Source organism: Neorhodopirellula pilleata, assembly GCF_007859915.1.
Taxonomy (GTDB): Bacteria; Planctomycetota; Planctomycetia; order Pirellulales; family Pirellulaceae; genus Rhodopirellula; species Rhodopirellula pilleata.
On the sequence record NZ_SJPM01000019.1, the window covers coordinates 24,701 to 38,675 of the forward strand.

Genomic DNA, 13,975 nt, shown 5'->3' on the forward strand with positions numbered 1-13,975 from the left:
TTATTTTAATTCTTCAGAGGTTGGTGGCACTCGGGCGACTTCTGATGAAACTTTCCCTCCCGCATTTCGAATTCGGCGAATAGCTGCCCAGCCACCGAGAGACCGGGAAGCAATCCCAGCTGAAACCGAGATGCAGATCGCGAGTTCTGGAGAGAAAAGAAGGGCAAGCAACAAAAGACACATTATATATACCGCGATGCTCATCAGGCCCAACCGAAATTCAAGTTTTCCTAGCCCATTCATTTCAAGAAATTGCTGTGGTGCTCCGGTCAAAGCATCTAAGAATCTTAAAGAAGCGGTTGCAGCCAGCACAACCGAAATATCTTCTCCCAACTGGAAAATCGAAGTAAACATACGACCGCAAAGCATTGAGACGATCAAGACTGGCAAGAACGCGATCGTCATCGCCCAGCGTGACCTATTGTATTCATTAAAGCGGCCTTCAGGAGGTTCGCCATCCACCAGGACAAACCGAGGAACAAAATAAGCAGCCAATGACACGCGAATGCTACCCGCAATGCCGACGATACGCTGAACTACGCCAACTGTCGCCGATGTTTCGACGCCACCGAGCCATGCAGCAACGAAAATTGGCGATGCCATGAATACCATGTTGAGCATTGAGTTTCCCCAAAAAGCCCACTTTGGTCCGGTAATCCGCAGTCCCAGCCTAGAATGCTTTAGACTAAGCAAATGACCGCTCGTAAACAATGCAATTACAACAGCAGCAAGGGTTGACAGCATGTACGCCCTCATCACCATCTCACTAGAAAGATGCATTTTTACATTTGTGTATTTAAAAAAGTGCATACAGCACAACGTGCCGATATAAAGAAGGTTTGCCAATCCGAACTCGACGAATATCGCTAGCTCACTACGCTTTAATCCTTTTAAATCACCTGAAAAGCACTTTAAAATAGCCACGCCCATTCCAGTAATAACGCAATGATAAAGGAGGCTTGGGGGATTGAGTATCGAGGCACCTAATGAGAATTCGAAGAGATATAAAGCGGCTAGAAGGGCAAGTGTCGACATTGTAACGACAGCTATGATGCCCGCGAGCATCGCATCAGAGGCTTCTGGGCTTTCGCGACGGATCTTTGTAAGATTGGATGGGTGTCCGAATGTCAGGAATGCGCCGGTAAGCGATGCACCACCTATCAGCAGGTAGAGGTTTCCTAGTCCGGTTTGTCCACTTAGCCAAGCCGTTACGACTCCAATTAAAAACGTCAAAAGTGTGCAAAATGCTCGTGATGCGATCGTTCCAAAAAATTGCAGCAAGCTTTGCTTTCTCATGGTTGCTGATTAATTGATGCGGCGTGTAACTGGGAAACGACGATTCCCGCGGACGCCCATGCGATTTGCGCAAAAAAAGGCTCTGTAAGGACATTAATCCATATATTCGCAAAGCAGAATATCGTGCTGCAGATGACAGCACTTGCCAATACTGACCAGTATTTAGATTGGATGCTTGGCCTTCCGTTCAAAAGCATTAGCATACGGATTGCGAATCGACACGAAAGTAAGCCAACGATCAAAAATGCAATAGGACCACCGCGAACCGCAGCGTCGACTATTCCGCTCTCAGCATTGACGACTCGAACATTCCCCCTGGACCTTACTGACGGTTGAAACATACTACCCAAAGGCTGCATGGCGACTGCGAGTCCCTCCTTAAGTCTCTCGCCGCGGTTTGTATCGCCCTCGTCTAACTGCGAACCCTCTAATAATGTATTGACAGTTTCTACTAAACGATCAACCGATCGGCTGTCTCTCACTGCAATTAATCCTCCGAAGAATCCACCGAGGAGCACCAATAAGACAGGCAATGAGCGTCGATCAAGACGTAGCCTTGTGTTTTCATTTCTTCTTGAGAGAGAAAATCGCGATGTAACTACCAATGCGCTTCCAATCGCGACCGTCAGGATCGCCGTTCGAGAATGGCTCGCACCAATCGCTGCTAGAAGAATAAGTGACATCAACAAGCTTCCTAATCGTCCGGATCCGGCAATCACTAGTGCACGTGCAATCATTGCGACGCAAAAGCAAGAGTAAGCTATCGGATAAAATCGCAGTGCTTTTGGGTTGTAGAATGGCCCAATATGGTTGGTCAGTAAGTTATGCCGGGTTGGCGCGCCACCATCGATAGCTGTTTGTAGAAAGTATGCGACCGCCGATATTGACAAAACAACGCTTCCGGTCCACCAGAAGTTTTCGCCGAACTTAGCCGCGGTTCCCTGGCGATAGGCGCTCTCGCCCAAAAGACGTACGGAGGCGTAGCTAAGTAGAGGGAATACGGTTTGCAGAAACAGCATTGTCGCGACAGCGACTTTATTAGAACCTGTTGCGAACATACCGCAAACAAACGACACCAGCATCAACCCTGCATAGGCAATCAATAGCCAGTCTTCAATCAATAAGCGTGGAAATCGGCCTTTAGATTGCAGCAAGAAGACAAAGAAAAATACCGGTACTGCTAGCACGCTTACCGCGACTGCATTTTCGTCAGAGGACAAACGCGAGTTAATCTCAGAAGAAAGACGAAAACCGTTTTGGGGAACTACAAAAATTGGCAGAGCCACGACCGTAGCATAGATCGATAACGAACGAGATCGTGGCATTGCTGGCTAGTTAGAAAGGATTGAGGGTTCGTATTGGCTGCGAATGTTTGCTTCGCCGGTATCGGTCGCAGTCACAAAACCCGACTACCCATGCTGAGGGAACGTCGATAAGTCAATTCGCTTTTGGCGATCCACTAGTTTCGTTAATCGCAAGCAAAAAAAGCAAGGTCCAGGAAGCGACCGATTCCTCTCGCTTAACAATATCCGAAAGCCGATGGGGCGAAACCCAGGCTATGTTTGGAGCTTCGATGTCTGGTTGTAGTGGCTTTGGGTGGATGAGTCTCAGTTGGCGAGCGAGGTACAGGTGGGCTTTACCAACATGGCGATTCGGCTCAAGCACGTACGCACCTAGTTTCTTCCAGGATCGTGCAGATAGTCCTGTTTCTTCAAGTAGTTCACGTTGGGCAGCGTGCAGTGGTGCTTCATCTGGCTCGATGATGCCGCCTATCGGCGCGTGAACGACTGTACGAACAGCATACTTCCGCTGTTGGAGCAATAGAAAGTCGCCATCGGAATTCTCACAGAGCACCAGTACGAAGTTAGGTCCTGCCAGGTACAGCCAGTCTTGTATTACCGATCCATCAGGCAGTTGTACCTCATGCTCCTGAATCTCCATTCTTGGATCAGTATAAACGGTTCTAATGCTAATTTGTTTCAAACGAGGTAGTTCACTGATACTAGAGAGGCCAGGTTATGCGTGCAGTGGTAACAAATATTTCGTTCTGTACTCTTTGAGGATCCAGTCGTAGGTTTTGCCCATGCCTTCGGCAAGCGGAATTGATGGTGCCCAGCCAAGGGATCGCTGGATCCTTGTGTTGTCACTATTTCGGCCATTGACACCCTTGGGGGCGGATAAGTTGTATTTCTTCTCCAATTGAATACCAGCAATTTTTTCGACGATTTCTGCGAGCTGGTTGATCGTCACCAATTCGTCAGATCCAAGATTGATCGGATCAACGATTTCACTATCCATGATTCTACAAATTCCGTTTATGCAATCGTCAATGTACATGAAGCTTCTAGTCTGCTTGCCGTCTCCCCAAATCTCGATGGAAAGTTCACCAGATGTCTTTGCCGCAATCACTTTTCGGCACATCGCTGCTGGTGCTTTCTCGCGACCGCCTTCCCAGGTGCCGTGCGGTCCATACACGTTGTGAAATCGAGCGACTCGGGTACATAGTCCAAAGTCTTCTCGGAAGTGGCGACACATTCGCTCTGAGAAAAGCTTTTCCCAGCCATAGCCGTCTTCGGGCATGGCGGGATATGCGTCCTCTTCTTTCAATGCGGTTACATTAGGATCCCTCTGTTTGTCCGCGTTATATACGCAAGCGGAGCTGGCGAAAAAATATCGTTTTACGTGATGGATTCTGCTCGCAACCAGAAGATTGGTGTTAATCAGCACGGTCAACATGCAAAGCGCCTTGTTGTTTTCAATGAATCCCATGCCTCCCATGTCAGCGGCTAGGTTGTAGACATCGTCCACTCCATCACAGGCAGAGTCGGCGATGCCCATATCACTCAGGTCTCCAACCCTGTTCTCGCTCGAATCGTGGACAAAGTACCACTCCGACATTGGTTTGATGTCGACAACTCGTACGTCATTCTGTGGGTCTTCAAGCAGGCGTTTGGCCAAATGCCCGCCGATGAATCCACCACCACCAGCAACTAGAATTTTTCTTTTTTTCATCGCACTTGAATTTGTATAAGTCGTAAATACGAGGTAACGGTTTGAACCGCATTATTAGGCGATCTCTAATTCAACGTTACACTGATACCTTGGTTCTGCAACATTAAAACATCTGAAAATTCACGGACCTTTAGAGCAATGTCAAATTGCCTTTCTGCGTAATCACGCGCGTTCTTTCCTAGCTGCCAGCAGAACTCTCTGTCATTCGCAAGCCGTATCGCTTGCCTGATGAACGTTTCGCTGTCTCCAGGCTCGACATTGAATCCAAAATCTTGTTCTTTGACAAGCCTTGCGGCTTCATTGCTCAACGGCATCGCAGTCAGTATGGCCCGGCCGGCGCACAAGTAGGTCAATATTTTTGAGGGAACGCAGAACACACCAGCATCAGCTTCTAGTATTGCCAACAGGACGTCAGCGGCCCCTAGCACATTGGGCAGTTCTTCGAAAGGTTGGAATGGAAGAACCCTCAGCGACTTGATTGAATCGCTTTCCGATTTTAGCCAATCGGCTGCATCTCCTTCAGAAATTACGACTACTTCTCCAAGGGATTTTGCGTCGACTTCTTTGGCAAGGTCCAGCAGCATTTTTGGATTGTGTCGAATCGAGAGCGTCCCGGAATAAATAAATCTGGTCGAGTTGGTTAAGCCTTGATTGCGAGCCCAGTAATTATCTCGATCGGTGAGGGGAAATTCTTCGAGTGGGGCCCAGTTTGCAATTGTTCTAATTCGATTTTTAGCGACCCCATACTGTTCTAGTTGGGGAATGAAATCGTTGGTAATGGGGACTACCGAAGAACTGTTCCGATAGCACCAAGCATCTCGTTGCATAAGGTATCTTCCAGCCACCGCGCCAATGATCGGTAATTTCTTCTTTAGGATTCGATAGGCCGCTAAGCCGTACATGTCTTGAATCCATGTGACAATCGGTATATTTTGATCAAGTCCCCATTTAACCAGCTTGCATTGCGAAAGCGTTGGCGTGTTTCCCGATATAACTACGTCGGGTTTGATGGTTTCACAGTGAGATACTAAGAGATCGCCATAGCGTTGCTCAGATTGGAAGCGGCTGAGAAAACTATACTTCTTGATAGTCTCCCCGAGCGAAATCGGAATGATTTCCAAATTAGATGGATCGTCAGTCCTTGGGACGAGTGGACCCTGCGGCGTGTGGGTCGAAGCAGAGTAACTGTGGACGACTCGGTCTCCATCTGCCCGGCAATTATGTGCCAGCTGTCGGCTCAACTGGATTTGGAAAGGGTGTCCTGCATAGTCATGGACTAAGATAGTGCGCCCAATTTTGTCCGCTTGGCGTCGAACTTCACTAGGCTCAGTGCTTTGAGTAAGTGTTTTTGACACGTCAATATGCGCCTTCGCGGAATACCATGGTTCGGACTGTTCGAATCAAAATGTATATGTCCAACCAGATCGACCAATTGCAAACGTAGTAACTGTCTAAGCGTACTCGTTGTTCATAGCTCGTATCGTTGCGGCCGGAGACTTGCCAGAGGCCTGTGATTCCCGGGCGGACTCGGAGGTACAGTGGATACATTTGTTTGTATTTTTCGATCTCGCCGGTGACGATCGGGCGGGGGCCGACTAGGCTCATTTCGCCAGCTAGGACGTTCCAGAGTTGGGGAAGCTCGTCAAGGCTGGTTTTTCGGATGAAATTGCCGATTCCGGGGATGATTCGGGGGTCGTTTTTGAGTTTTTGGTCTTCGATCCATTCCTGCCGCATCTCGGGATCCCGCTCGAGGTGTTCCTCGAGGACCTCATCCGCGTTGGTCACCATCGAGCGGAATTTCCATGCCTTGAATGACTCGCCACCCCAGCCGACTCGGCGGTGACCGTAGAAAACGGGACCCGGGGACTTCCATTTGATGACCAGTGCGATCAATGCGAACACAGGCGACAGAGCAACCAACGCCATCAATGTCAAGACAACATCATGAAATCGCTTGATGAACCTCCCCATGGGGCTGTGTAGGTTGTCTCTTAAATGAACACCCATGACGCCGGCGCATTCTCGGGTGCTGGCCCAAAGGCTCGGCAATAGGAATTGCGAAGGGAGGATCAACAGATTGGGTAGGTTGGCTGCGTGAGTCATGACCTCGGTCATGTCGATTTGTTCGCAGCCGCCTGGGGCCACAATCGCCCAGCGGAGTCTGTGTCGGCGTCGCAATCGCTCTAGGCTGCGAATCGAACCGAGATAGGGGATGTGGCTACCCAGGACGTCCTCGTTTGGGATCGATGGTTTCAGGTCGATGATTCCGATCGGCCGCAAGCCTCGCTGGGCTGCTCGGTTGTAAAACCGATAGAGGGCGCGGCCTTGCGGGCCAGCACCAACGATCACCGCTCGCTCACCCCACCAAGCCTGCCTTGAACACATGTTGCGAACTGCCATACGGGTAATCGGTGAGATCACCACGCCAGACAAAACTCCTGCAATGGCGATCATCAGTTCGTTGCTGCTGAGCGTTCCCGTCGCAAGATTCAGCACGACAACGGTTACATAAGCCGTGATCGTGGTGTAAACCATCTGTCGCAATTCCAACACGGGGCTGTATCCGGTCGCCGGATACAGGCCAAAAATCCCGGCAAAAACGCACTGGAAACCGATCAAGCAACAGGCTTGGACGAGCATCCCGGTGTGCACACTCAAGCCCAGGACGAAATACACGGTCAGTGCCGACAGGGTGATCGAAGCCAACATCGAGATGGCGTCGCCGACCGCCAGGGGAATGCTGGTCAACAGGACTTGCAGCGAACCCGAGGGGGCCTTCTTGAGGGCGACGCGTGAGCGAGCCCTTCGCTTGCTGACCGTGTCGGGTGATGCTTTTCGGCGGCGGTGATTGCGGCGCTGTTCGGTCTCCACCGAGCTGGGCACGAACGGATCGAGTTGTTCGATCGCGTCGGTGCAGACCACCCCGAGCGGCAGATTCTGTTGGTCGATCGAGGATGCCATAGTGAACGTTTTATCAAGGTGTGAACAGCATCGATGTCAGTGCTGACGTGAATCCGACGGCAGCTTCGGAGATCCTCTTGCCCCTCTTCTGGTGGCGATTCTAATCGGCTCAATCCAAATGGAAAGGATAATTATTAGGCTTGGACGATCTAACCTAACTGTTTTCTCTTCACATCCTTGCTAAGGCCCGAATTGCGACCGAAGACGCCGATTTTTCTGATGCGAGTGGGAGCGGAATTGGGCGAGACATTTGCCCGGTCCGCCCCGCCGCTCAGATTATTTGCGAGTTGAATCTCGAGTTCGGTTGCGCAGCGCAAAACAACGTTGGTCGGCAAGTCACTCTAGCGGGCTGTTGCTTGAGTCCTCATCGAAACCCGACGCGTGAGTTTTGAATTCGCGCTTTTTTCGTAACCCGCTGCGTAAGCGAGGGATCATTGATATTGACTCATCCCTCGCTGACGCGTCGGGTTACGAAAAACCAATGCCACAGGCAAAATCGCAACTTTAAAATGCGCGAGCGAGGGGCACTTGAAAGAGAATAAGTGACACTCAATCCCTCGCTGATGCAGCTCGTCGTACCACACAAGTCCGTAGATTGATGCCGTTGCGTTTGAAACCTTGATTGGTTTTGGAGATGGACAGTTTTGTGGTCCGATTCAAGTTGCCCAGCGGAGTAAGGCAGAAGAACCCCTCCCTTTGGCAGGGGTCGAGCGTAGCGAGGGGGAGGGCGAGTATGGGACCCACGCTACTTCGACGATCTGTTTCTTTTTTCCAGCTCGATGCGCTGGCGTGTTGCAACGCTCGACGATCCGCCGCGTCGCTTGTTTCCCACGAACGACTGCCCAAAGAAGTGCCTCCGCCTTGGTTTGACGTTGACGTAGTGTTCGTGCGTCTTGAATCGGAGATCGGTTCGTCATCGAATTCAAATCAGTGCGTTGGAAAATGATGCCCGGCCCTCCCCCTCGCTTCGCTCGACCCCTCCCAGAGGGAGGGGTTCATGGGAATCGTGGTACTCGTCAATCACCTAGAGAACCAGAGCACTGGGTGAACCATCATTCGCGTGCCGAACTGAATGTCCTGCCCACAGTTTTGTCGTCCTCACAAGACACGAGAACTGTGTGGTACAGTGAGCTGATGCGTCGGGTTACGAAAAACCAATACCACAGGCAAAAGTGCAACTTTAAAATGCGCGAGCGAGGGATACTTGACAGAGAATGAATGGCACTCAATCCCTCGCTGACGCGTCGGGTTACGATTAAATCAGCAGCCCGCTCGCTGAGTCTCGTCGAGGCTTTGGGAAACCCTGCTTCACGGGGGCGGTCGGCCTCGGAGAGGCGGACCTTCGTGGTGGCAAGTCGTCGACGGATGTAACGGCGACTAATTTTGCACTCGATCGGACGGGGCGTTACATTAGTCGACGCATGTTCGCATCAACACTATCCAAAATGACGAAATGAATCGCCATATGAGTACCCAGAACGAGATTGATTTCACGGAAGTCCGGGGCGAGACGGAGCTGACACCGCCGGAGCTGTTTGCATCCAATTTGATCGAATGGGCGGTTGAACGCCATTCGAGCGACCTGTTCATTTCGGATTTAGATGACACCGTCCGCATCTCGGTGCGACGGATGGGGCAAGTCGAAACGGTCCGCCACTTGGCTCGCGACTACGGTCGGCGGTTGCAGGCCCATTTACGAGTTCTCGGTGGGGCGGATTCGGGCGATATGATTCGTCCGACCGAAGGTCGCGGTGTGATTAGGACGCCCAACGGCGGAACGGTGGATTTGCGAATGAGCTGCATGCCGACGCTGTTCGGCCACGACGTGGCGATCCGGTTGTTCGATCCGGTCCGTGGGGCTCGAGCGATCCACGAACTCGGTTACGACGACGAAGAGCTCGCCAAGATCCAAGACCTCATTCATCATCCGTCCGGATTGATCTTGGTCGCCGGCCCTGTCGCCAGCGGCAAGTCGAGCACGCTCTACGCGATGATCGAAGAACTCAACGACGGCTCCCGCAAAATCCATACGCTCGAAGATCCGATCGAACATTCGCTCTCGGGCGTGATGCAGTCGCAGATCAATCTGCGTGCCGGACTGGATTTTCCGGATCTGTTGTCGGTGGTTTTACGACACAGCCCGGACGTGATCATGATCGGCGAGATCCGCGACGGTCGCACCGCCGCAGCGGCGATCCGGGCCGGTTCGAGCGGTCAACTAGTGTTCGCAACCATCCATGCCAAGACCGCTCCCGAGGCGATCGACGGGATGTTGCAATATCAATCCAATCCCAAGTTCCTAGGCAGTTCGCTGATCGCGGTCATTAACCAACGACTGATCCGAAAAGTATGCCACCAGTGCAGTCGGGAGGTTCCGCTTGATGAGGTCAGCGTCCGCCGCGAGATACAAGATCGATTGAACGACGGACCGAGGACTCAGCGGATTGCGGTCGGTTGCGAAGAATGTTTCAACACCGGCTACTATTCGCTGTCGACGCTCACAGAGATGATGCTGATCGACGAACCTTTGTCCCGAGGCATTGCTGATAGCACGCCGGCTCACGAACTCGGACGAATCGCTTGCGAGCGAGGCATGTTGAGCCTGGAAGATCGAGCGGTCTTGAGTGTTCTGCGAGGTGACACCACGGCGGTCGAAGCCAACCGGCTCGTTTCCAATGAGCTGCTCAGCCGGCTGGCGAAACAGGTCAGATGAGCGGTTTTGTGAAAGCGTCGCCAACGATTCAATGAAGCGTCGCCTGGGAATCAGCGATTCGGATCGCGGGTCCTGGTTCTCGATTCTGAGGCATTGCTGGCATTGCTAGCGTGTTCAAAGGGGTGATGTGTAACCCAAGCCTGGGCCGTTGAGGCACCCGGTGGGGACGCGTCCACCGCGGATTTCGAACATCTCGGCATACCCGTTCATCCAGGCTTCGTTGCCCGCCGGGCAGTATTGCCGTCCATTGCTTTCCACGGCCATCACGCCGGGGATGTGTGCTGAAAGCGATGCCGAATGCAGTAGCGACGCGCCGACGCAGGTTAAATCCTGAACGCACAAGAACAAACCGTCGTGCCGGGCAACCGCCCCGAGCAGCAACGCTTCGGCGTGTCCCTTGCATGCTTTCAATGCGATGCCGCTGTAACCTTGCGAAACAGCCAAGCGGAGGCTTTCCAGATCCGTCAATGACTCATCGATGACGACGGGCTTTTGTTCCGCCACGCGGTGCATCGTCACCGCTCCTGGTCTTTTCAGATCGCGATGTGTCGGCTGTTCGATGTATTGGATTCGGTCGAGTGCCTCGGGACATTCCGATCGCAATTGATCGAGCAGGCCCAGCACATATTCTTCGTTGGCACATCGTTCATTGAAATCGAGCGAGAAGAAATACGGCTGATCGGTCGATGCCCCCCGGTTCACCGTTTGGTTGGCGACTTCGTTGATCCGACGGATGCGATCGAAGTCCCATCCGGCATCGTCGCCGTTGAGCTTAATCTTCAGATGTGTCAGTTCGTTCCGTTGAATCCATTGCCCGAGCGTCTCGGGCAGTCCGTCGGCGACCTGGCTTACCACGTCATCGTCGGTGAGCGGATCGAGCGCGCCGACCAAGTGGTATAGGGGCAAAGTCGCGACCGGCGTCGGCGAAATGAGCGAATCCAACGTCACGCCGCGATATCGATCATCGCCCGTTAAATCGCCAAGATCCCGGGGCAGATGCTCGGTCGACAGCAGGGCGTACGCGCTTTGGCCGACCGCTTTCCCGTGAGCGTCAAATAATGCCGCTTCGATCGGCGAACCGGCGAGCAAGATTGCCAACTCGGGAATTGGATTAACAAGTTGAAACTGCGTCGCGACGTCCGCCGCGATCTGATCGCGGTGCCGAGACAGACCGATCGCGATTTCCATCGGATGCCCCGCAATGGTGTCGCTCTGACAACGATCGGCGAGTTGCCGTGCGATCGTCAAAACCACTTCCAATTTGGTCGCGTCGGGCACCTCCGCGTCCGGCCACGCCCAGGCGACTCCCATCGTCATGCTGCCCAGTCCCATCGCCGCTTGACCGGCGGCGTTTTCCGCGTCGCATCGGACGTTCAGTAGCGTCGCATCGTTGACGACCCGGCCGCCGAACTTCATCGGAGTTCGGTACTGATAGGATTCGGTTTCGAGATCGAATGAGTAACGGACCAATCGGGTAGCGGGTGCGGGCATCGTTGGTAATCTTTTGCGGTGAACAATCGGGGCGCGCTGAGCCGACTTTTCGGGCGGCGACTTTTCAGGACCGTAGCCTATCACGGTTCCCGTTTTTTGCTACGTTGTCGAGCATTCTGTTTCCCTTCAACCCACTCCTAATGCCATGTCCGATATTCATTCCCGTTACAACGACGTCGAAAAACTGATCGACGAGGAAAAATTCGAAGAAGCGATCATTGGATTGACCTCGATCGTCGCCGAAGACGATTCGTTCGTATTGGCACATCTCGCTCTAGCTCGCGTCTACACCAAGACCGGGCAGCACGATTTGGCGATCCAACACGGCGAGAAGGCCTGTCAGCTAGAGCCAGACGACGCGTTCAATTTTACCGCCATGAGCGTCACCTACCAAAAGGCCTGGGCGGGTACGCAAAACCAGGAATACATCACCAAAGCCGAAGACGCGATGGCCCAAGCCCAACGACTCAACGCGATGTGATCAACGTGGTCACTTGCCGCACCAATGCCGGATCGCCGATTCGTAGAAATCGACTCCGCGGGTGAGTTCGTCCCGGGCGATGAACTCGTCGGTTTTGTGGGCCTGGGCGATGCTGCCGGGGCCGCATACGATTCGACGTGACAACTCGTCGAAGACGCAACCGTCGGTGGCGTAGCATTCTGCGGCCGGCTCATTGGGGCCGATGAATCGCTCGGCTAGGTCGCACATCTCTCCCACGCAGGGTTGGTCAAGCGATGTGGCCATCGGCGGACCGCCGGCGAACTTCTCGACCTGCAATCCGAGTTCTCCCGCCCGGGCGAGGACTTGGTCGATCAGTTCGGCCCCGTCGACGTTCGGCATTGTTCGAAAGCTGACCCAGGCGGTGCTATGATCGGGAACGATGTTGACGGTTCTCATCCGATCGCTGACTCCGAAGTTCCACGTCAACGTTGGTGGATCGAAACGGTCGTCTTGTAACGACTTGTCATGGCGACAACGTTGGTCGATCTCTAAAAGCGTTTGCAACATGGGCACCATCGCGATGTTCGCGTTGACGCCTTCGCTGGTGCTACTGTGGGCCGCTTGTCCGACGGAATGGATTTGCAGGCCGATGATCCCTTTGTGCGCATAAACGATCCGCAAACGGGATGGTTCACCGATGATGCTGACGGGGTCGGCGGCGACGATCTCTCGGTAGGCACTGCTGGAATCGACCAAACACCGCGCCCCCTCGAATCCGACTTCTTCATCGGCGGTCGCGACGATCCACAGAGGAGCGGTTTGTTCGTCGATTGTTACGCGACTGGCGGCGGCCATCATCGCGGCGAGCGATCCTTTCATGTCGCACGCGCCGCGTCCGTAGATGCGATCCTTGTCGACTGAGGCTCGGAACGGATCGCCGCCTGGTCCGGACCAACGATCGGCGCTGACGACATCGGTGTGACAAAAGTACGCGAGCCCCGAAGATTCAGAGCCCTTCTCGGAAGCCACGTTCGGATCGCGGCGGGCGATCAAGTTGAATTTCAATGTTTCACGCCGGTCACGATATTGCGTCAGTTCGATAACAAAGCCGATTCGGGCGAGATGATCGGCGACGTACCGGGTGATGGCCTCGTTGCTGAGATGGCTGACGGTGTTGAAACCGATCAATTCGGTCAGCACGTGTTCCACGCTGAGCGGCTGTTCCACGCGGTTTGACGATGGGGGACGGGGTGACACGAACAAAGTCCTTACCGATGAGAATGCAATTGGTCTGGAAACGAGCGTCAAAAAATGCGTACCACATGGGAAATCGTTTGATTTCGCACCGACACGTCTGCCGCCATTGCAACCGAAGATGGTATCGCCATGAAGACCCCCACACGCACCGCCTTCTTGAGTATCGGCATTCTCGCTGGCGTTTGCCTGCTTTTGACTCAGACGGGGTGTTTGGGTCTGATGAGTAATTTCATGCACGCCGTGGGAGCCGACCAGATCCCGCCGGAGTGCGAGGATTTGAAAAACAGCGAACTGGCGATTGTCGTGATGACGGACCAAAGTCAATATTCCGACGACATCGCCGCCCGGCTGCTGACCCGCAAACTCGGGGGGATCCTTTCCCAGGAGGTCAAAGGCCTCGAGCTCGTTCGCGAAGATGCGGTCCAGCAGTGGCGAGACACCCACGGATGGGACAACGTCGACTACATGGAATTGGGCAAGGGCATCGACGCGGAAAAGTTATTGGTGATCGAACTGACCAACATGCGACTGCGTGACGGGGCAACATTGTATCGCGGGCGTGCGAACGTTCGCATCACGTTGTACGACATGAAAACCGAAAAAACGCTGTTCGAGAAAGAAATCGACGAGTTCACCTATCCGGTCAACGCGGGACAATATACCAGCGAAACGACTGAACCGAAATTTCGTAAGTTATACCTGGAAATGCTCGCTCGGCGAATCTCACGTTGCTTTCATGCCTACGATTTTGCCGATACGGTCGCGTTGGACGGGGCGATCGCCAGCCAATAGCTGGCTAACCA

At 53.3% G+C, this 13,975-nt stretch carries 11 protein-coding genes; 3 read left to right on the forward strand and 8 right to left on the reverse strand.

Annotation, left to right across the window (positions count from 1 at the left end):
- The 6 genes from Pla100_RS26760 to wbaP all read right to left on the reverse strand — a co-directional run bounded on the left by Pla100_RS26760 (position 1) and on the right by wbaP (position 7,269).
- Positions 1-1,296: a hypothetical protein gene (locus tag Pla100_RS26760; RefSeq protein ID WP_146581845.1), complete on the reverse strand. Its 1,296-nt coding sequence runs from the start codon at positions 1,294-1,296 to the stop codon at positions 1-3.
- Positions 1,293-2,582, reverse strand: coding sequence for a hypothetical protein (locus Pla100_RS26765; RefSeq protein ID WP_146581847.1), 1,290 nt, complete (start codon positions 2,580-2,582; stop codon positions 1,293-1,295). The genes Pla100_RS26760 and Pla100_RS26765 overlap by 4 nt, the downstream gene beginning before the upstream one ends.
- A 151-nt stretch (positions 2,583-2,733) precedes the next feature.
- Positions 2,734-3,237 carry an NUDIX hydrolase gene (locus tag Pla100_RS26770; RefSeq protein WP_146581849.1) on the reverse strand — a complete coding sequence of 168 codons (504 nt, stop codon included), beginning with the start codon at positions 3,235-3,237 and terminating at the stop codon, positions 2,734-2,736.
- 75 nt (positions 3,238-3,312) lie between these two features.
- Entirely contained in the window at positions 3,313-4,308 is a 996-nt protein-coding gene (locus tag Pla100_RS26775) for an NAD-dependent epimerase/dehydratase family protein (protein ID WP_146581852.1), read from the reverse strand.
- A 65-nt stretch (positions 4,309-4,373) separates the two neighbouring features.
- Positions 4,374-5,429, reverse strand: a complete 1,056-nt coding sequence (locus Pla100_RS26780) for a glycosyltransferase family 4 protein (protein ID WP_146581854.1) — start codon at positions 5,427-5,429, stop codon at positions 4,374-4,376.
- Between the two features lie 235 nt (positions 5,430-5,664).
- Positions 5,665-7,269 (reverse strand): undecaprenyl-phosphate galactose phosphotransferase WbaP, encoded by a 1,605-nt coding sequence (gene wbaP / locus Pla100_RS26785; protein ID WP_146581856.1) that lies wholly within the window; start codon positions 7,267-7,269, stop codon positions 5,665-5,667.
- Positions 7,270-8,734: 1,465 nt separating this feature from the next.
- Between wbaP and Pla100_RS26790 the strand changes: the two genes are divergently transcribed.
- Complete coding sequence (locus tag Pla100_RS26790) at positions 8,735-9,982, forward strand: GspE/PulE family protein (protein WP_231603665.1); 1,248 nt, start codon at positions 8,735-8,737, stop codon at positions 9,980-9,982.
- Positions 9,983-10,096: 114 nt separating this feature from the next.
- Here the strand turns inward: Pla100_RS26790 and Pla100_RS26795 are convergent, their stop codons facing one another.
- The gene (locus tag Pla100_RS26795; RefSeq protein ID WP_146581860.1) at positions 10,097-11,473 is read right to left on the reverse strand and encodes a mandelate racemase/muconate lactonizing enzyme family protein; all 1,377 of its coding nucleotides are present in this window, start codon (positions 11,471-11,473) and stop codon (positions 10,097-10,099) included.
- A gap of 145 nt (positions 11,474-11,618) precedes the next feature.
- On the opposite strand from Pla100_RS26795, the gene Pla100_RS26800 reads away from it, so the two are divergent.
- The gene (locus tag Pla100_RS26800) at positions 11,619-11,954 is read left to right on the forward strand and encodes a tetratricopeptide repeat protein (protein WP_146581862.1); all 336 of its coding nucleotides are present in this window, start codon (positions 11,619-11,621) and stop codon (positions 11,952-11,954) included.
- 9 nt (positions 11,955-11,963) lie between these two features.
- On the opposite strand, the gene Pla100_RS26805 is transcribed toward Pla100_RS26800, so the two are convergent.
- Entirely contained in the window at positions 11,964-13,172 is a 1,209-nt protein-coding gene (locus Pla100_RS26805; RefSeq protein ID WP_231603668.1) for a M20/M25/M40 family metallo-hydrolase, read from the reverse strand.
- Between the two features lie 129 nt (positions 13,173-13,301).
- Between Pla100_RS26805 and Pla100_RS26810 the strand changes: the two genes are divergently transcribed.
- Positions 13,302-13,964 (forward strand): hypothetical protein, encoded by a 663-nt coding sequence (locus Pla100_RS26810; protein WP_197168266.1) that lies wholly within the window; start codon positions 13,302-13,304, stop codon positions 13,962-13,964.
- Positions 13,965-13,975 lie beyond the last annotated feature (11 nt).

Excerpts from the sequence above, each read along its gene's own strand:
- wbaP (WP_146581856.1), bottom strand. The coding sequence starts at position 7,269 with ATGGCATCCTCGATCGACCAACAGAATCTGCCGCTCGGGGTGGTCTGC.
- Pla100_RS26760 (WP_146581845.1), bottom strand. The coding sequence starts at position 1,296 with ATGAGAAAGCAAAGCTTGCTGCAATTTTTTGGAACGATCGCATCACGA.
- Pla100_RS26810 (WP_197168266.1), top strand. The coding sequence starts at position 13,302 with ATGAAGACCCCCACACGCACCGCCTTCTTGAGTATCGGCATTCTCGCT.
- Pla100_RS26795 (WP_146581860.1), bottom strand. The coding sequence starts at position 11,473 with ATGCCCGCACCCGCTACCCGATTGGTCCGTTACTCATTCGATCTCGAA.
- Pla100_RS26800 (WP_146581862.1), top strand. The coding sequence starts at position 11,619 with ATGTCCGATATTCATTCCCGTTACAACGACGTCGAAAAACTGATCGAC.
- Pla100_RS26790 (WP_231603665.1), top strand. The coding sequence starts at position 8,735 with ATGAGTACCCAGAACGAGATTGATTTCACGGAAGTCCGGGGCGAGACG.
- Pla100_RS26770 (WP_146581849.1), bottom strand. The coding sequence starts at position 3,237 with ATGGAGATTCAGGAGCATGAGGTACAACTGCCTGATGGATCGGTAATA.
- Pla100_RS26775 (WP_146581852.1), bottom strand. The coding sequence starts at position 4,308 with ATGAAAAAAAGAAAAATTCTAGTTGCTGGTGGTGGTGGATTCATCGGC.